Origin of the sequence: Alcaligenes sp. PF14, from assembly GCF_037150615.1 — a bacterium.
Classification (GTDB): domain Bacteria; phylum Pseudomonadota; class Gammaproteobacteria; order Burkholderiales; family Burkholderiaceae_B; genus Alcaligenes; species Alcaligenes phenolicus.
In genome coordinates, this window is the sequence record NZ_JBAGRS010000005.1 from 36,415 (window position 1) to 55,251 (window position 18,837).

Sequence of the window (18,837 nt, forward strand, 5' to 3'; positions counted from 1 at the left end):
TTTCTGACCGTAGTCTGATGAAAACTATTCTGATTATTGAAGACCACCGGCCTTTGTTGAGCCTGTTGGCAAGCCATCTGCAAGGGCAGGGATATGCAATTCGCACCGCTACGACGGGGCGGATTGGTCTTGCCCTGCTGCAAGAACATAGCTTTGATGCCCTGATTCTGGATCTGGGATTGCCCGATATGGACGGCATGGAAGTTCTGGCGCAGCTGCATCGCCCAGATCGCAGCCAGCGCCTGCCCTGCCTGATCTTGAGTGCGCGCGATGCCGTCCACAATCGCATTCAAGGGCTGCGTGGCGGTGCGGACGACTATCTGCTCAAACCCTTTGATCTGCTTGAGCTGGAGGCCCGCCTTAGCGCAATCCTGCGGCGGGCTGCGCCCCATCGTTACCAGCAACTGGTGATCGCGAATCTACGATTCGAACCTGAAGTGCGACAAGCCTGGGTCAATGACCAAGCCTTGATGTTGCCACGGCGGGAAAGCCTGCTCTTGCTGGAGCTGATGCAGGCCAGCCCCCGTTTGCTGGTCAAGGATTATTTGCTGGAGCAGCTCTATCAAAACCAGACCGACATCAGTCTGAATGCCATCGAAGCGTTGATCTCCAAACTACGCCGCAAGCTGCGCGAGCAAAATGCCCTGGTTTGCATCGACACGGTGCGCGGTGTGGGCTACCGCTTGCGCGCTCTGTGAGCAGGCGCGCCTTCAGTCTGCGCGGGCGATTACTGATCAGCCTTTTGCTGATGCTGGCCTTGGGCTTTTGCACTTTGGCCCTGTCCTTGTTCGATACACGAGACGAGCTGCGCCGCATCAGCCTGTTTTTGCAGGCCGAAGAAATCGCCCGCGACTTTAAACCCTCGGAATCATTGGACAGCTTGCCACGTCAGTACGCCGGTGGCGAAATGTCTTATTCGCTGTACAGCGCCGAGGGTGAGTTGCTCCAGGCCTCATCCAATCTGGCAAGTCCACGACGCCTGCGCCCTGCTCAGCCCGAAGACGAGCTGGCCTTGTTCAGGCTGAAGCATCGCAGTGGCTATGTAGTTTCGGTTTCGGTCACGCTGCCCAGTGGCGAAATCCTGATGATCGCCAAACGAGATCAGCGCGAAAGAGAGCTGATCGGAGCCTTGCTGCAAACCCGCATGTGGCGCTCACTGCTTTTGTGGCTGCCAGTGTGTGCGGTGGGTCTGTTGTTGATCACCTGGCTGATTCATTGGACCTTGCGCCCGGTACGACAAGCGGCAAATCTGGCTGCGACGCTGGGCCCTGCTCAACCCGAGCTGCGCTTGCCGGTCACTGAACTGCCCAAAGAAATTCGCCCCTTGGCACAGGCCGTCAATCAAAGTCTGGACCGCCTGATGCAGGCCTATCAACATGAGCAGCAACTGGTCGCAGATGCGGCGCACCAACTACGCACCCCATTAGCTGTAATGTCCTTGCGTCTGCAAACGGCCGAACACCATAGCGATCAGAACTGGGATTTGCTGCGTGAGGATATTAGCCACTTGCAGCGGCTGGTCAGCCAATGGCTCAGCCTGGCCCGCAAGCAGGAGCAGGCTACGGAGCTAACAGACCACACAGCCCTGGCACCGTTGTGCCGCCGTGTGATGGGAGACTTATGGCCGCTTTTCGAGCAGACCAATCGGGAGATCCAATTTCACGATGATAGTTCGCTCGATACTGTTCAAGCCTGCGAGGCCGATCTGTCCGAAGCCATTGTCAACGCACTGGACAATGCCCTGACGCATGGCAAAGGCACGGTCAGCTTGCATTTGCATAACCCACAGCCAGACCAATGCGCGATCGATATCAGCGATCAAGGTGCAGCCTTGGACGCGCAAACAGCTCATCTGGCCTTTGAGCGTTTTCACAAGCAAGACAGCGCCAGCAAAGGAGCGGGCCTGGGGCTGACGATTGTGCGCCAGATTATGCTGCGCCACAGTGGCCAGGCCCTGTTCCTGCCCGGCGCACCCTGCACTCTGAGGCTCTTGCTGCCACTAGCGGCTCCCGCCTCTGACAAAAAAACGGTTTAGCGGTAAACTCGTCCGGTTGGCCTCCCCGGCCAACTACGTTCTCAGGGCGGGGTGCAAGTCCCCACCGGCGGTAATGGCACTAGCCTAGCCCGCGAGCGCCTGACCTGTGGTCAGGGACAGCAGACCCGGTGTGATTCCGGGGCCGACGGTATAGTCCGGATAAAGAGAGAACGGGATACCCTCATAACCTGTACAGGAGTCATCCTGCTATGGGCTTGAGCTATCCTGCTTCCTGCATGCCCTGTTTTTGTTGTCATAAAACAGGAAATCAACATGAACAGTATTACCTCAGCCAATCTTCTGGCTCCCCGTATCGCCTTTATTCAAGCTTGCTGGCACAAGGACATTGTGGATCAGGCCCGACTGGGTTTTATCGACGAAGTCAAAGCTCTGGGCCACGACAGCAGCCTGATCGACTTCTTTGAAGTGGGCGGCGCCTTTGAAATCCCACTGCATGCTCAACGTCTGGCCCAATCGGGTCAATATGCCGCTGTTGTGGCTGCCGGTCTGGTGGTTGATGGCGGTATTTATCGCCACGACTTTGTGGCTACCGCAGTGATTCAAGGCTTGATGCAAGTCCAGCTCAGCACCAACGTGCCGGTGTTTTCAGTCGTGCTGACTCCTCACCATTTCCATGATGGCAAAGAGCACCACGATTACTTCCACCGTCACTTTGTGATCAAGGGCCAGGAAGCGGCCCGTACATGCCTGGATACCGTGAGCAAATTGCAGGCACTGCCTGTTGCGGCAACCGTCGCCGCTCTTTAAACGACTAGGCGGCCTGAAAAGGCCGCCATACTCTCGACTCCTGGAGCGGCTTTTACCCGCAGCTACAGGGCTAGCCGGAACTTTACCGGCCATGCATTTGGTAACTACTGTATCAAGACTGGTTACGCTTGCGCGACGAGTCTATACCCAGCTGTTTAAGCTTGCGGTACAAGTGGGTGCGTTCCAGACCAGTACGCTCCGACACACGCGTCATGCTGTGATTTTCGCGGCGCAGATGATATTCAAAATAAATGCGCTCGAACTCGTCACGCGCTTCGCGCAAAGGCAGATCCAAAGAAATGCTGCCCAGCTGGGACTCATCCTGCTCGACTTCAGGGACGGCCATGGCAGGTGCCATACCGGGAGCCATGATGGCGGTTTCAGGGCGGCGATCACCACCTTGAACCACCGGGCGGGCAGCGGCTGACAGCGCCTTGGGTGCAACAGTACGCTCCAGACCTGAAGCAACAGTCTTGAGCAGGCGCTGCATGGTAATGGGTTTTTCCAGGAAGTCCACCGCACCAATACGGGTTGCTTCCACCGCGGTATCCACCGTGGCGTGACCACTCATCATGACCACTGGCATATCCAGCAAACCTTGAGAAGCCCACTCCTTGAGCAGGCTGACACCGTCAGTGTCTGGCATCCAGATATCCAGCAAGACCAGATCGGGGCGGCCCCGCAAGCGTGCCTCGCGAGCCTGGGCGGCATTCTCTGCCAATTGCACGGTGTGCCCTTCGTCGTAAAGAATTTCCGACAAAAGTTCCCGAATGCCGATTTCGTCATCAACTACCAGAATTCTGGCCATAAAACGTCACCTACGTGATTTTTACGCATTATCGTTTGCTCGCCGCCCAGAGTCCAGACGAATATGCTGGCCAGCAAGCCGGGTAAAGAGGATGGAAATGCGAGCCCCCCCCTCACGACGATTGGAAACATCGATTCTGCCGCCGTGCTCCTCGATGATTTTCTTAACTATAGCAAGTCCCAGACCCGTGCCGGTGGGCTTGGTGGTTACGTAAGGTTCAAAAACGCGCACCAGCATCTGGGGATCAAAACCAGGCCCGTTATCTGACACCACAAAACTGACCGCATCAGAAGAGTCGGAACCTTCTACGCCCGCAATCATGGTTTTAACAAATACATGCGCCTGGTCAAGTGATTGATCCTGGGCAGCCGCTTCACGAGCATTGGCCAGCAGATTATGGATAACCTGCCGCAGTTGCGTGGGGTCGCCTTGAACCATGGGCAAATCAGGGTCCAGCTCCACATCAATTGCCACACTATAACCATCGTCCCGGACCATGCCTTCTTCCGGGTCCCAACCATATAAAGTCAGCACTTCGGTAATCAGCTCGTTCAGATTCAGAGCTTGCATCTGAGTCGCCGGTTTACGAGCATACTCTCGGAAATCTTCCACCATCTTTTTCAGCGAACTGACCTGATTGACGATGGTATTGGTATAGCGCAGCAACATGGCAGCATGGACTTCATCCAGCTGCGACTCCAGTTTCATGGCCAGTCGTTCGGCCGACAACTGAATAGGCGTTAACGGGTTCTTGATCTCGTGTGCCAGGCGTCGAGCCACCTCGCTCCAGGCCACCAGACGGCTGGCGGAAATCACGTCAGTAATATCGTCAAACACCACCAGATACCCGGTTGGCTGACCATCTACACGCAGCAAGGTACCACGGGCCAAAACGGTGACGATAGTATCACGCGCTTCATTACCTTCTTGCATTTCCAATTCAAACTGCTGCTGCCAGTAAGGATGATCCGAGCCCATGGCCTGATGCGTGGAAAAGGCTTCACGTATCATCGAGGCAAAGGTCATGGCCCCTTCCAGCGTTTCCAGCGGACGACCTTTAATGGAGCGCAAGTCCACCTGCAAGATACGCTGCGCCCCCTGGTTGAACATGGTGACGCGGAACATCTCGTCAAACGCCAGTACACCACTGGACAGATTACTGAGCACTGACTCCAGGTACATATTGGAGCGTTCCAGCTGCAGACGATTTTTCTCGACCATGCGGCGCGCTTCATCCAGTTGCCGAGTCATGGCATTGAAAGAGCGGGTCAGCTGGCCCACTTCATCTTTGGCAGGTGGCTCAGGCAAAGCCCGGTAATCCCCTACCCCTACCGCCTGCGTCCCGGCAGCCAATGTCAGCAAAGGACGCGTCAGGCGGCGCGACAAGGCCAAGGCAGCCGCCACAGCCGTAAACACCGCCAGAATCAAGGCCAGCGTCAACGTTATGCCGTAGAGCTTGCGCAAGCCCTGACGAGATAAAGCCAGCTCCTGATAATCCCGGAAACCTTGCTGCACCTGGTTGGCGTTGCGTGCAATCTTGTCCGGCACAGGCTGAATGACCTGTAGCCAGCGCGAGTCTGCCGTGCCACTCAAGGTTGCCGCAAAGCGATTGGGATCGGCCAATGGTAGAACCGTGCGCAGACGCAAGCCCGTGGACTCTGCGGGAACCCCGCCTTCGTCCAGGCCGTTGTCGTGAACAGGCGCATCATCATCCACCTCGGCAGCCGAATAGCGGCCTGCAATACGCAGCTGATTCATCACGCTGGAGGGCGGCATATCCGGCAGCAAGGTGTCATACCGTGCTGAGGAAAAGGCAATCAAACGGCCATTGCCGGAGAACACCATTGCCTCCGTCACCCCGCTGTTCTCACGCAAGGAGATCAGCAAGCTGCTGTACTGCGCACTATCCGCCTTGTTCAGTGCCGACACCATTTCATTGGCACGACCTTCCAGCTCATTGAGCTGCGAATCCAGGGCGGCACGTCCCAGACTCAAGCCTGATTCCAGCGCCGTATCTACCCGCACGTTGAACCAGGACTCGATCGATCGTGACATGAACTGCACCGAAAGCAGATAAATCAATGCCCCCGGAATAATGCCGATCAGGGTGAAGTAAAAGGCAAAGCGCGCCGTCATGCGGGCACCAAACTGACGCCGGCGTATTTGTCTGAACAGGCGAATCGTCAGCAACAGCACCCAGGAAATCAGCGTGGCGGCCAGTACACCGTTAAGCACCAGCAGCAAGTCATACTGCTGCGCATAGCGCGAAGCATTACCCGTAGACCAGACAAGAAGAGAAAACAGCGCCAACGCGCTGACACCCGCTCCGAACAGAGCGGTGCGCAAGATCCAACGTATCAAGGTTGGGGCTCGTCGACGGAGACGGAAAAGGAAAAGGTTTTCCATGGAGTAGCCAATGTCCAGGCAGAACTATTGATGGCGTCCACTTGAAACGGACGGGCCAGCAAAGAGGTATCCAGGCGCAAACGTACACGACCCTGGTATTCCTGGTCGCGATCCAGATCAGCCACATAGGCCACGGCCCAGCCGCGAATATGCCGCAGCATGGCCAATGCGTCGTTCATGGAGGATTCGGGCAGAGAAAGGTCCCCGGTGCCCACGCGCCACTGTCGGGTCAGGGCGTTATACACGACCCGCCAAGTTTGTTGTTCTTTAACAACATTTTTGTCAAACCAGTACCAGCGGGGTTTGGCCAATTCCACTTCAACCGTGAAATACAGCGGCACCCCTTTCTCGGCAGCGGTACGCAATTCCGGGCTTAACTCGAATTCGACATCCGCGTCGATATACAGTTTTTCGTCCCGAATATGGGGCTCGACCTTGACGACCCGCTCTCCCGACGTAGCGACCGGCACAATGGTATTGGCCGAGCTTAGCGCGCAGTTGAAAATCAGCAGAAAAGACAGAAAAACGCGCCACATCGTGATTAACCGCAAAAAGGACAAAGTCAGAGCCCTAATTGTGACAAGTCAAACCGGGCGCGTAAATAAGGCGTAGAAAAAACCGTCGCCATCTGCCAGCGATCGTCCCGCAACGCCGGGCAAAATCTGGCCAGGAGAGTCCAAAAGCTGCGCCTCGGGGTGACGGGCCAGAAATGCCTCGACCTGTTGCTCCCCTTCAGCCGGGAAAATCGAGCAGGTCGAATACAGGAAATGCCCGCCGGGCCGCAATGTGGACCACAAGGCATCCAGTATAGAGCTTTGCAAACGCGCGGTATCGGCAATGTCCGACTCGCGGCGCAACCAGCGAATATCGGGGTGACGACGCACAATACCCGAAGCGGTACAAGGCACGTCAGCCAGGATGGCATCAAAGGGCTGACCATCCCACCACTGGGCAGGACGAGCCGCATCGCCCCGTTTCAATTGAACTTTGTCGCTGGCCAGGCCCAGACGACGCAGGTTATGACCTACGCGCTCCAGACGCTCGCCGTCCGAATCCAGGGCCAACAAGGAAACATCCGCCTGCTCCAGCAAATGAGCGGTCTTGCCACCCGGGGCCGCGCAAGCATCCAGCACGCGCATGCCATCCTTGACTGGCAAAAGCAGACCGGCTTGCTGAGCCGACCAGTCCTGCACCGACCACCAGCCCAGATCAAACCCAGGAATCGCCTGAACCGGCATGGCCTTGTCCAAGGTAACGGCACCCGTGCCGGGGCTGCTGGACGCAATCCCGGCTTCCGTCAGCACCGCCTGCAAGCGCTCCACCGAGCAACGACGCTGATTCACACGCAAGGTCAAAGGACCGGGGCGATTAGCCGCTTGCAACAACGCTTCCCAATCACGTGGGTAAGCACGACGCAATTCCTTGACCCACCAGCCAGGATGATTCCAGCGTGCTTCGGGACGGCTCTCTACCTGAGACAGGATCATCTTGCGCTCGCGTGTAAAGCGACGCAGCACCCCGTTCACCAAGCCCTTGGACAGACGCAGCGCAGCCTGGCTATCAGCCGCACGCACAGCCTGATCCACCACCGTATGCACGGCATAGACCGGCACATCCGGGCGATCCTCAAAAGTCCTGGCATCCTCTTGCACACGCATGGCTGTATCCAGCAAGGCCAGCGACACCATCAGCAAGGCATCCAGCCAGGTATTGCTGGGCTGGCGCGGCACCAGCGTGATACGAATCTGACGGGCATGGCCCAGACGGCGCAAAACATGGAAGCTGACAGACTGCACTGCCGCACGGGCTGGCGCTGGCGTTGCAGCCAGGCTTTCAGTCAGGGACTTGCCTGCCAGCACGCCTTCAATATTGCGCGCGCTCAGCAGCATGACTTCGGACAGGGGCAAAGAGGGGGAAAGATGGGTGTCGGACACAGAACAACCGCTAGAAAAGAAAAATATGACTGCGACTGTAGCACTATTTGCCGCATAAACCGGGCTCAAACGCACAAGATCCGCACGCATCCGGGCATGGGACGGTAAAATCAAGCCTATTTCCCAATTTCGAGCCCTCAAGCTCCAGAAGGACCCTCTATGAGCGCCCCCAAAGTCGGATTCGTGAGCCTGGGTTGTCCCAAGGCCCTGGTCGATTCCGAACGAATTCTTACCCAGCTGCGTACCGACGGCTACCAGATCACCCCCAGCTACGACAATGCAGATGTGGTGGTGGTCAATACCTGTGGCTTTATCGACAGCGCCAAGGCTGAATCGCTGGAAGCGATCGGCGAGGCACTAGCTGAGAACGGCCGTGTCATTGTCACCGGTTGTATGGGTGTGGACGAAGGATTGATTCGCGACGTACACCCCTCGGTGCTGTCCGTCAGCGGCCCCCAACAATATGAACAAGTCCTGCGTGCCGTGCGTGAAGCCGCCCCGCCCTCGCTGGACCACAATCCCTACATTGATCTGGTACCGCCACAAGGCATCAAGCTGACCCCGCGTCACTACGCCTACCTGAAGATTTCCGAAGGCTGTAACCACAGCTGCAGCTTCTGTATTATCCCGTCCATGCGCGGCAAGCTCGTCAGCCGTCCTGTCGGCGAGGTGCTGGGCGAAGCCGAGCGTCTGGTCAAGGCAGGTGTCAAAGAGCTGCTGGTGATCTCGCAGGACACCAGCGCCTACGGCGTGGACATCCGCCAGCGCACCGGCTTCTGGAATGGCCGCCCCGTCAAGAGCAGCATGCTGGACTTGAGCGCCGCCCTGTCCGAGCTGGGTGCGTGGGTGCGTCTGCACTACGTCTACCCCTACCCGCATGTGGACAATATCATTCCCCTGATGGCCGAGGGCAAAGTGCTGCCGTACCTGGATATCCCCTTCCAGCACGCCAGCCCTTCCGTGCTGCGCGCCATGAAGCGCCCTGCGTTTGAGGACCGCACCCTGTCTCGCATCAAGCAATGGCGTCAGGACTGCCCGGATCTGACCATCCGCTCCACTTTCATCGTGGGCTTCCCCGGCGAAACCGAGGAAGACTTCCAGTACCTGCTGGACTGGATGACCGAAGCCCAGCTGGATCGCGTCGGCTGTTTCCAGTACTCCCCCGTGGAAGGCGCCCCCGCCAACAAACTCGACGGCATCGTCCCTGACGAAGTCAAGCAAGAGCGCTGGGAACGCTTCATGGAACATCAGCAAGCCATCTCCACCGCTCGCCTGGCTGCCAAAGTGGGCCGCGAAATGGACGTGCTGATTGATGAGATCGACGAAGACGGCGATGCCGTTGGCCGCTCCAGCGCCGACGCCCCCGAAATTGACGGCAACGTCTTCATCACCAGCGAACAAAAACTGGAACCCGGCCAAATGGTGCGCGTGCGCATTACGGATTCCAGTGAATATGACTTGTTTGGTGAACAGATTTAAGCACTGGCTAGTCCTGATAGCCTGATCGAGCCAGTGGGGTCACAATGATCACACTGGCTTTTATACGCAAGCCCCTCATTAACTTCCCTGCTCACCTGCTCTGCTGCCTATCCCTTCTCATTCAGGCATAGGCGGCCCGGCACATTACCCAAGGATCTTTCATGCCTGTCTACCAATTAGATCAACACGCCCCACAAATCGACGACAGCAGCTTTGTTGCCGCAGAGGCCACCCTGATTGGCAAGGTCGTTTTGAAAGAGCAAAGCAGTGTCTGGCCCGGTGCCGTTATCCGTGGCGACAACGAAACCATTACCGTGGGTGTAGGCTCCAACGTGCAAGAAGGCGCAGTACTGCACACCGATCCAGGCTACCCGCTGGATATTGGCGACCATGTCACCATCGGCCACCAAGCCATGCTGCACGGCTGTACCATCGGTGAAGGCGCGCTGATCGGCATCCAGGCGGTCGTGCTGAACGGTGCCGTCATCGGTCGCGATAGCCTGGTTGGTGCTGGAGCATTGGTCACGGAAGGCAAAGTCTTCCCGGAACGCAGCCTGATCATCGGATCGCCTGCCAAAGCCGTACGTACCCTGAGCGATGAGGACATTGCCAAGCTACGTCAAAACGCCAGTGTTTACGCCCAACGCGGTGGCCACTACAAAACGGCCTTGAAACGCATAGACTAAGCACTTCTTTTCAACTTGCATTTAACTGGAAAGACCCATGGGCAAAACCATTCTTGTCACTGGCGGTACCGGCTTTATCGGCTCTCACACCTGTGTGGAGTTGATTGCACACGGTTATCAGGTTCTGATCCTGGACAACTTGAGCAATAGCCAAAAAAGCGTCTTGGATGCCATCGAGAAAATTACGGGTACTCAAACCGGTTTCATCGAAGGCGATATCCGGGATCGAGCCTTGCTCGACACGATTTTTCAGCAACACATAATTGCGGCAGTCATTCATTTTGCGGGTTTGAAAGCGGTGGGCGAGTCGGTCGCCCAACCACTCAAGTACTACGACAACAACATCACTGGTACGCTGACTCTGTTGCAAGCCATGCAGCAGGCCAATGTGCGCACCCTGGTGTTTTCGTCTTCTGCTACCGTCTATGGCGATCCCCAACAGCTTCCCATTCCAGAGACACACCCACTGTCCGCAACCAATACCTATGGCCACACCAAGCTGGTGCTGGAACAAGCAATGGGTAACCTCTACCAAAGCGAATCGGGCTGGCGCATTGGCCTGCTACGTTACTTCAATCCAGTAGGCGCTCACGAGTCCGGACTGATTGGTGAAGCCCCCCAAGGCATTCCTAATAATCTGATGCCCTATATCGCGCAAGTTGCGACTGGACAACGTGAACAAGTACAAGTTTTCGGCCACGACTATGACACAGCAGACGGCACTGGCGTGCGGGACTACATCCATGTCACTGATCTGGCTGAAGGCCATGTTGCCGCCTTGGAATACCTGGAAACCAAGGATAGCGAGCTGCTGACTGTCAACTTGGGGACAGGCCAGGGCTATTCCGTTCTCGAGATGATTGCAGCCTTCGCCCACAGCTGTGGACACTCTATCCCCTACTCGCTCGTCCCTCGCCGTCCCGGCGACATCGCTGCTTGCTGGGCCGATACCCAGAAAGCCCGCGAAACACTGGGTTGGGAAGCCAAAAAAGGCATCCAGGAAATGTGCGACGACGCCTGGCGCTGGCAATCCGGCCAGTCCTGATCTCTGCCCTCCTGCCATCGCCGTTGGCGATGGCACGTTGACAGATGATTGATTTGCAAGGAAGAAAACGGGTCCTAGAATGAAGGCGTCAATCTAAAAACCACCTTCAGAGACAGATCCCTATGAAAACCTACCGCATTGGTCAGATCGTTCCCAGCTCCAACACCACCATGGAAACCGAGATTCCTGCCATGTTGCAGGCTCGTTACGCCGAGTTTCCTGAAGAGCGCTTCACATTCCACTCCTCGCGCATGCGCATGATGCACGTGAATCCCGAAGAGCTGAAAGCCATGGACATCGCCAGCGATCGCTGTGCTGTTGAGCTAAGCGACGCCCGCATGAGCGTGATGGCCTACGCTTGCCTGGTCGCCATCATGGCCCAAGGCGACGGCTACCACCGCGTCTCGCAAGAGCGTCTGCAAAACACCGTAAAAGACAACGGCGTGGAAATTCCCGTGCTGAGCTCGGCCGGTGCCCTGGTCGATACGCTGAAAGAATTCGGCTACAAGAAAGTCTCCATCATCACCCCTTACATGAAGCCGCTGACCAAGCGCGTGGCTGACTACATCGAAGCTGAAGGCATCGAAGTTCAAGACTCCATCAGCCTGGAAGTGTCGGACAACCTGGAAGTGGGCCTGTTGAATCCAGAGAACCTGCTGGAGCACGTCAAGCGCCTGAACCACGACGGCGTGGACGCAGTTATTCTGTCCGCTTGCGTGCAGATGCCTTCCCTGCCTGCTATCCAGCGCGCTCAAGACCAGATCGGCAAGCCCGTTCTGTCCGCCGCTGTTTGCACCGTGTACCAAATGCTCAAGACCCTGGGTCTGGAAACCCGCGTTCCTAACGCTGGCCACATCCTGTCTGGCGCCAAGCCACAAGCCTGATCGAACAGGTTTAGCTGTACAAAGCCCTGCCGACATACAGTCGGCGGGGCTTTTTTTATGCTTAGACGTCCTCAATGCGCGCCGTAAAAACCGCAGTTGTGGCGGCTCATAAACAAACGCCAAGCCATGGACGGTCGTGCGCCCTCGATACAGGCTGATAACACCCTCTACTACTACATCCGTATGGATCTATGGCGTAGACACGACGCGAAATAGCCATAGAGCTTAGGGCGATGACTCTCTCCGCTGCCACCGTCAGCTCAGATGCAGATAAGCAAAAAAAAGCGATATGATGCCTGCATGAAACTGGACCTTCTAACCCTCAAACTGTTTGTCCGCATCCTGGAAGAAGGCACGATCAGCCAAGCGGCAGAGCGTGAGCATATTGCTGCCGCCGCGGTCAGCCGCCGGATTGCGGATCTGGAACAGTCTCTGAACACCACCTTGCTGCTGCGTACGAACAAAGGTGTCAGCCCAACTGCGGCGGGCTTGGAGCTGCTCTATCGTTCCCGTGCCCTGCTCAATAGCGCCCAGGAGATAGAGACACGCCTGCAGGCGTTCTCGCAAGGCCAGCAAGGGCTGGTACATATCCTGGCCAATACATCGGCTATCTCTCAGTTTCTGGCCGAGCCTCTGGGCGAATTTGGACGTCTGCACCCCGCTATTCCCCTGCAACTGGAAGAACAAACCAGCCTGGACATTATTCGGGCTCTGGCAGAGGGCAAAGCCGACCTGGGTGTCTTTACCCGCCTGCCTTATGCAGCCGATATCGAAGCTTACCCATTTCGCAGTGACAAGCTAGTCGTGCTGGTGCCTATCAATCACCCCTTGGCTCAGCATGAAAGAATCCGTTTCGAGCAGACGCTGGAACATGAGCAGATTACGCTACTGACCGGCACGCAGCTGCATTACCAGATCACCAAAACCGCCATGGAAGCCAACCGCTCCGTGCGCATCCGCACCGAAGTGTCGGGCTACGACGCCATGTGCTTATTGATCAATGCGGGCATGGGTATTGGCATCTTGCCGCGCAAGAGTGCCAGCATTTATCAGATCCCCAATACTCGTGTGATTGAGCTGGACGAAGAATGGAGTCAGCGAGAAATTCTGATCGGTGTGCGCCGCCGTAGCGATTTACAGCCCAGCGCCGAAACCTTGCTGAGCTTCCTGCTCGAGAGCGGCGCTTAAGAAAGCCGACCTTAGCCGGTGCTACGGCCAAGGTCATATCGTCTAATAAGCAGGCCCGGCCTTTACAACATAACTGAGGCGGAGCAGCTATCCGCAAGACGCCTGGCTATCAAACCAGCTTTAGTAAGCTGCGCCGGGCTGAGCAACGGGCACCTCGACCTCGTCCTTGAATTGACCCAACAAAGCCGTTGCCGCCTGCCGCAATAACACCGCGTCCACGCCTACGGCCACAAACAAGGCCCCCAAGGACAAATAGTGATGCGCTGCCTCGACATTGGCCTGCAAGATTCCGGGAGCCTTACCCGCCTTGCTGATACGCACAATCGCATCCTCAATCGCTGAAAAAACGTCTGGATGCCCTGGTTCGGTCAAATACCCCATACTGGCCGCCAAATCCGCCGGGCCGATGAAAATACCGTCCACGCCCTCCACCGCCAGAATCTCGTCCAGATTATCCAGTGCCTCGCGAGTTTCCACCTGACAAATTACACACATTTCCTGATTGGCCCACGCTACATAGTCCGTGGTCGCCCCCCAGCGAGCAGCACGCGCCAAGGCTGCCCCCACCCCGCGAATACCGTGCGGAGGATAACGTGTTGCGGCAACAGCCGCTTTGGCCTGTTCAGCGTTTTGCACCATGGGGATTAAAAGATTCTGAGCCCCCATATCCAGCAGCAGCTTGATCTGCACAGGGTCATTCCAGCTGGGACGCACAATCGGCGCAATAGGATGGGCCGATACGGCCTGCAACTGCGCCAACAAAGTCTGTACCGTATTGGGAACATGCTCGCCATCCAGCAAGATCCAGTCATAGCCCAGGCCTGCACAGAGGTCCGCCACATACGGGCTGGCCAAGCCATGCCACAAACCAATCTGGGACTGACCCTGCCGCAAAGCCTGCTTGAATGCATTTACCGGGTGCTTCATGTCCTCTCCTTGTCATGTGTTTAGGCGTCAAACAAGTAGTGTAAAGCGCGCAAGGTAGAAGTGAGCACAGGGCCTGATTGTTTTGTCTCTGAGCATACCCATGCAGAACCAGCAGACAAGAGTGGGCAACAGAAACGGCCCACTCAATGGGCCGTTCTTCTTGATGCAATGGCAGACGTAATTACAAGGCCTGACCAACCTCTTTCACCAACTCCCCAAAGCGGAGTGTAGTGCGATCTCGCGGACGTGGCAGGTCTACCTCTATCCGGGCGCTGACACCAGCCGGGCTGCCACCCAGAACGATAATGGTATCGGCCAAAAAGACCGCTTCGTCAATGTCGTGCGTCACAAACAGAACCGCTGCCGAACTACGCTGCCACACTTGAACCAGCTCATCCTGCAAGGCCTGACGAGTCAAGGCATCCACGGCAGAAAAAGGTTCATCCATCAACAACAAATCCGGCTGCACAGCCAAGGCACGGGCAATGCCAACACGCTGTACCTGACCACCCGACAGTTGATGCGGCCAGCGGTCTTTCAGATGCGCCAAACCCACCTGATTCAAGGCGGCATCCACACGCTGATCACGCTCTTCACGCGATAAGCCCAACCCTTCCAGACCATAAGCCACGTTGGAAGCAATACGTCGCCAAGGTAACAGACGACTGTCCTGAAACACGAAGGCATTGGCACGACGGCCAGGACTATCTTGCAGGTTGGAACGCAGATGTCCGAAGCTGGGCTGGCTCAAACCGGCTGCCGCACGCAACAAGGTGCTCTTGCCTACACCCGAACCACCTACAATCGCCACAAAATGCCCTGCCTGCACTTCCAGATTCACATCGCGGATAACAGGTGCAGACGCACCGGGGTACTGAAAACCAAACCCCTGGAACTGAATCAAGGCTGCCACTGAAGTACCCATTTGTTGAAAGTCAGAAAGAGCATGTCGCACAAGGTGTAGACCACCGAGATGATCAACATATAGACCACAACTGCATCGTAAGCACCCACACCCGCCGCGGCATTCATTTCCTGACCCATGCCAGGCACACCCAGCAACTCGGCCGCAATCAGCGTCATCCAGGCTTGACCGATACCGGCACGCACACCACTCAACAAGCCGGGGCTGATCGCTGGCAACACTACCGTCCAGGCGCGAGAAAAATAAGAATTATGCCCAAAAGCTGCAGCCAACTCGTAATAGCGGGGATCGACCGAACGCACCGCACTGTAAGTGGCAAAGTAATTCAGCCAGAACACACCGATTGCAATCACGAAGGCTGCACCAGTGTGGCTGACCTTGAACCAGGCAATTGCAAACACCACCCACGCCAAGGGCGGGATAGGACGCAGCAAGCGAACCAAGTAAGCTTGCAGTAAATCAAAGCGATGAATGGTGGCCGCCGCCAGGCCGAAGGCAATCCCTAAAACGGTGCCAATGCCCAAGCCCCAGAAGTAATGCACCAGGCTGGACTGAGCTGCAGGCCAGAGACGACCCGCTTCGATTTCCTGGAACAAGGCCGAAGGCAGGCTTAATGGATCCGGCAAGGTACCGCGCGGAGCCCAGCCATAGACATAAGCCAGACGCCACACCACGATGAACAGGGCCAAGCCAGCCAGGCCATAAACAACTCGTTCCAGACCACGACGCCACAAGGCATCAACCAAAGCACCGGCAGGTGCCGGTGCAGCCGTGGCGGGCAAACTTGCTTGTTTCGCAACGCTCATTACGGTGCTGCCTTTTCATAAAAGCGAACGTCAAACAGGCTTTGAACATCATCCAGCTTGGTAGCCAGCGTGCCTAAAGAAACCTGGAAATCCTGCAGCTGAACCGTGCCATCAATAATCTTGTGAGGGTCAGGCTGGAACTGATCACGCGAGCGCTCGATAGCGGCTTGCACAATCTCTTTAGGCAAGCGACCACCGCCTACATACTTCTGCACATAAGGAGTGGCTTTGGCAGGCTCATCACGCAACAAAGCCGTAGCACGCAGGTGTGCATTCACCAGATGTTGAACCAATTCAGGATTGGACTTGATCAAGCCTTCGCGTACCAGCAGCACCGAACCTGGCTCATTGGGAAACAGCTCACCGCCATGAGCCACAATCTTGGCGTCGGGCTGACGCTGCAGGATCTGGCTAACCGTAGGCTCAAGAATGGCAGCCGCATCTACAGCATGATTACTCAAGGCCTGCTGAATCTGTGCTTCACCCTGGTAAATAACTTCGACCACATCAGGATCGACTTTCAGCATATTGCGCAGCCAGTACTGCAGGGCGGCTTCAGGTACAGCGCCTTTGGGGTAGCTGGCAACCTTGGGCTTGTGGCCTTTTTCCTGAGTGAATTTGGCCACAGCCGCTGCGAAATCAGGCTTGTCGGCATCCAGATAGGCAGCCAGATCGCCAATAGCGACCACGCTGACCTGCTCCACAATGTTGGAGGCAACAACTTTGACGTCGGCCTCTTTAGCCTTGGCCACCAAGGCAGGGCCAATACCGACATAGGCAACATCCAGCTGACCGGCGATCAAGGCCTGGGTCAGCGCTGGACCGCTTTGAAACTGAACCAGCTTGGGTTCCGCTTGTCCCTCTGGCAATAAGTCGCCAGACCCTAAGCCCACGAACAATTGAGCGGCAGGCATGATGGGCAAATAGCCGATCTCCAGAGCTTGCTCGGCAGCCTGTGCGGAGAAGGAGACGGATAGAGCAAGAAGGCCAGGGGCTAAATAACGGGAAAACATAACGATCTCGTGAAACAGGCGAAAACTGAAGCTTAAACCTGTTGGGGAGACGCATCTTTATTTGCTTATAGCTCATCAATATATATAGTATTCGATTTTCTCCATTCGCATCCTTGACTGTAAGTTTGTGCCCACCGTTCTCATAGACACGTTTCGATGATCGCCCATGAGTAGAACACACAAACTGCAACACTGACTAAATTCATAGTGTATACAATGTCTGGGATGTCATGCTGGAGTTCTATTGTTGGCCATAGCTTAAATACGATGCTGCAATTCAGTGATCCAGCTGTGCCATCCCACGTATCTCGTACACTGGCCAGTTCAGCAGGATTAGAAGCTTGGGACGGTGGATCACCAATCGTATCCCTTAGGAGCGGTACGGCAGACCCACATTCTGCAGCAGCTGTTCAGCTTGCGGGAAGTAGCAATGGAAGAGGCCTTGTACGTGTCAATTTACTCAGTTTCAGGACGGACGGGTATCTGATAGAACGACGATCTAGAACTTTCGCCATCTGTTGCAAAACTACAGGCTCATGGCACATCGACATTTGATAGGAATGAGTTACGTCCATACACCGCCCAAAGGCTTTAACAAAGACCTTGCCAAGGTACTAGCAGCGAGGAAGCCGAGCTTCTTTGTCGATTTTTGGCTATTTTTGCTGCTGATCATGCCCAAGGGCTTGATGAAGTCCACTTAGTAGAGTAGTAGATAAAGAAATCGCTGCATAACTCGGAATCATTGGAAGGCGGAAAGCCGGGAAAACTTGTTACATCACATACATAGGCAATGAACTCAGAAATGACTCAACATGCAACAAAAGAGACAGAGGATCTCAATCTCAAAGAGCTCCTGCTGTGCGCTTGGGCAAGAAAATGGTGGATTGTGGCCTGCACTACTGCCTGTACTATCGCAGGAATCATATATATTGCAATAACTCCCCCTATTTACGCTTCTCAGGTTGAGCTATTACAGCCGAAACGTGCCGATTTGACTGAATACAATTTAGCAGCTCAGTTGGCTGGTCCCGCCATCTCAGACTTGATGTCGCGAACTAAAGAAAAAAACGAACTAAACGAACTTACACCCAAAGAAAGCTACGAATTTTTCTTAAGGCACTTGCACGCTTATTCCACTCGTTTAAAATTTTTTAACGAATATTATTTGCCATCTTTACCCATTACAGTTTCTCAAAAAGATCACGAACGACTCTGGAATCAGTTTACAGAGCAGTTGCAAGTTCGCCAGCAAGGTGAAAACGGGCACATACTTAGCTTCAGCGGCCCCGATAGTCAGCAGAATGCGGATTGGGCCAACCAGTATGTGCAATTGGCCGGAGCATCTGCCAGCGATGAGCTGGTACAAGCACTGCAGAGCGCCGTTCGCATTCGTCAAAAGGTTACTGAGGACCAGATAAAAACCTTGCGCAGCACCGCTGAAATCGAGCGCGAAGCCAAAATAAAGCGCCTCAAGGATGCCTGGCATCTGGCCCAATCCATTCATCTGCTCGAACCTCCGACACAAGGAAATCTGATCACATCTTACTCGGACGAAAACCTTTATCTAAGAGGATCAAAAGCCTTGGAATCTGAGATCCAGATCATCGAGCAGCGCGAGAATAATGATCCCTACATTCCTGAACTGAACGATCTACTCAAGAAGCAAGCATTGCTGAACGCCATACAAATCAATCCGACTCATCTAAAAGTCATAAATATCGACCGAGTCGCAGAGCCCAGCAGTATAGCCATCTGGCCACGCCCTATGCTTATCATGGCGCTGAGCATACTAGGCGGTTTTGGGGCATCCTGCTTATTTGTACTGTTTTTCAGTGCGTTCCGCCCCCCCGTAATGCGTCCCGACCATGTTTAGTAGACTTCAAAACTTACAATCTTTGGATAATAGAAGTTGTACGTCAACTACATCAGAAAC

General features: G+C 55.5%; 17 protein-coding genes and 1 riboswitch. Of the genes, 9 read left to right on the forward strand and 8 right to left on the reverse strand.

Annotated features, from left to right (window positions below; all coding sequences use genetic code 11):
- Positions 1-17 precede the first annotated feature (17 nt).
- The 3 genes from WFM49_RS11700 to WFM49_RS11710 all read left to right on the forward strand — a co-directional run bounded on the left by WFM49_RS11700 (position 18) and on the right by WFM49_RS11710 (position 2,803).
- Positions 18-698, forward strand: coding sequence for a response regulator transcription factor (locus tag WFM49_RS11700; protein WP_021447183.1), 681 nt, complete (start codon positions 18-20; stop codon positions 696-698).
- Positions 695-2,035, forward strand: coding sequence for a HAMP domain-containing sensor histidine kinase (locus WFM49_RS11705; RefSeq protein ID WP_336973354.1), 1,341 nt, complete (start codon positions 695-697; stop codon positions 2,033-2,035). Before WFM49_RS11700 ends, WFM49_RS11705 begins: the two co-directional genes overlap by 4 nt.
- 33 nt (positions 2,036-2,068) lie before the next feature.
- A riboswitch (FMN riboswitch) is annotated at positions 2,069-2,211 on the forward strand.
- 97 nt (positions 2,212-2,308) lie between these two features.
- Positions 2,309-2,803, forward strand: a complete 495-nt coding sequence (locus WFM49_RS11710; RefSeq protein ID WP_009458595.1) for a 6,7-dimethyl-8-ribityllumazine synthase — start codon at positions 2,309-2,311, stop codon at positions 2,801-2,803.
- A gap of 112 nt (positions 2,804-2,915) precedes the next feature.
- Here the strand turns inward: WFM49_RS11710 and WFM49_RS11715 are convergent, their stop codons facing one another.
- The 4 genes from WFM49_RS11715 to rsmB are packed head-to-tail and all read right to left on the reverse strand — an operon-like array spanning position 2,916 to position 7,906.
- A complete protein-coding gene (locus WFM49_RS11715) occupies positions 2,916-3,611 on the reverse strand; it encodes a response regulator (protein ID WP_336973356.1) in 696 nt (231 codons plus the stop codon).
- Between the two features lie 21 nt (positions 3,612-3,632).
- Entirely contained in the window at positions 3,633-5,969 is a 2,337-nt protein-coding gene (locus WFM49_RS11720; protein ID WP_250757259.1) for a sensor histidine kinase, read from the reverse strand.
- Positions 5,969-6,553 carry a DUF4390 domain-containing protein gene (locus WFM49_RS11725; protein WP_026483737.1) on the reverse strand — a complete coding sequence of 195 codons (585 nt, stop codon included), beginning with the start codon at positions 6,551-6,553 and terminating at the stop codon, positions 5,969-5,971. The genes WFM49_RS11720 and WFM49_RS11725 overlap by 1 nt, the downstream gene beginning before the upstream one ends.
- Positions 6,554-6,601: 48 nt before the next feature.
- A complete protein-coding gene (gene rsmB, locus WFM49_RS11730; protein WP_321291058.1) occupies positions 6,602-7,906 on the reverse strand; it encodes a 16S rRNA (cytosine(967)-C(5))-methyltransferase RsmB in 1,305 nt (434 codons plus the stop codon).
- A 204-nt stretch (positions 7,907-8,110) separates the two neighbouring features.
- On the opposite strand from rsmB, the gene rimO reads away from it, so the two are divergent.
- From rimO to WFM49_RS11755, 5 genes are all read left to right on the forward strand, one after another.
- Complete coding sequence (rimO, locus tag WFM49_RS11735) at positions 8,111-9,430, forward strand: 30S ribosomal protein S12 methylthiotransferase RimO (RefSeq protein ID WP_252605578.1); 1,320 nt, start codon at positions 8,111-8,113, stop codon at positions 9,428-9,430.
- Between the two features lie 161 nt (positions 9,431-9,591).
- Entirely contained in the window at positions 9,592-10,116 is a 525-nt protein-coding gene (locus WFM49_RS11740) for a gamma carbonic anhydrase family protein (RefSeq protein WP_009458586.1), read from the forward strand.
- A 37-nt stretch (positions 10,117-10,153) separates the two neighbouring features.
- Positions 10,154-11,161: a UDP-glucose 4-epimerase GalE gene (gene galE, locus WFM49_RS11745; RefSeq protein ID WP_336973360.1), complete on the forward strand. Its 1,008-nt coding sequence runs from the start codon at positions 10,154-10,156 to the stop codon at positions 11,159-11,161.
- A 122-nt stretch (positions 11,162-11,283) separates the two neighbouring features.
- The gene (locus WFM49_RS11750; RefSeq protein ID WP_009458584.1) at positions 11,284-12,045 is read left to right on the forward strand and encodes a maleate cis-trans isomerase family protein; all 762 of its coding nucleotides are present in this window, start codon (positions 11,284-11,286) and stop codon (positions 12,043-12,045) included.
- A 300-nt stretch (positions 12,046-12,345) separates the two neighbouring features.
- Entirely contained in the window at positions 12,346-13,233 is an 888-nt protein-coding gene (locus WFM49_RS11755) for a LysR family transcriptional regulator (protein ID WP_336973363.1), read from the forward strand.
- Between the two features lie 120 nt (positions 13,234-13,353).
- Here the strand turns inward: WFM49_RS11755 and hpaI are convergent, their stop codons facing one another.
- From hpaI to WFM49_RS11775, 4 genes are all read right to left on the reverse strand, one after another.
- The gene (hpaI, locus tag WFM49_RS11760) at positions 13,354-14,160 is read right to left on the reverse strand and encodes a 4-hydroxy-2-oxoheptanedioate aldolase (RefSeq protein WP_336973365.1); all 807 of its coding nucleotides are present in this window, start codon (positions 14,158-14,160) and stop codon (positions 13,354-13,356) included.
- Positions 14,161-14,341: 181 nt separating this feature from the next.
- A complete protein-coding gene (locus WFM49_RS11765) occupies positions 14,342-15,085 on the reverse strand; it encodes an ABC transporter ATP-binding protein (RefSeq protein ID WP_336973367.1) in 744 nt (247 codons plus the stop codon).
- Complete coding sequence (locus WFM49_RS11770; protein WP_336973369.1) at positions 15,061-15,891, reverse strand: ABC transporter permease; 831 nt, start codon at positions 15,889-15,891, stop codon at positions 15,061-15,063. Before WFM49_RS11770 ends, WFM49_RS11765 begins: the two co-directional genes overlap by 25 nt.
- Positions 15,891-16,904, reverse strand: coding sequence for an ABC transporter substrate-binding protein (locus WFM49_RS11775; protein ID WP_336973371.1), 1,014 nt, complete (start codon positions 16,902-16,904; stop codon positions 15,891-15,893). Before WFM49_RS11775 ends, WFM49_RS11770 begins: the two co-directional genes overlap by 1 nt.
- A gap of 802 nt (positions 16,905-17,706) precedes the next feature.
- Here WFM49_RS11775 and WFM49_RS11780 point away from each other — a divergent pair.
- Entirely contained in the window at positions 17,707-18,777 is a 1,071-nt protein-coding gene (locus WFM49_RS11780) for a Wzz/FepE/Etk N-terminal domain-containing protein (RefSeq protein WP_336973373.1), read from the forward strand.
- The last annotated feature ends 60 nt before the right edge of the window (positions 18,778-18,837 follow it).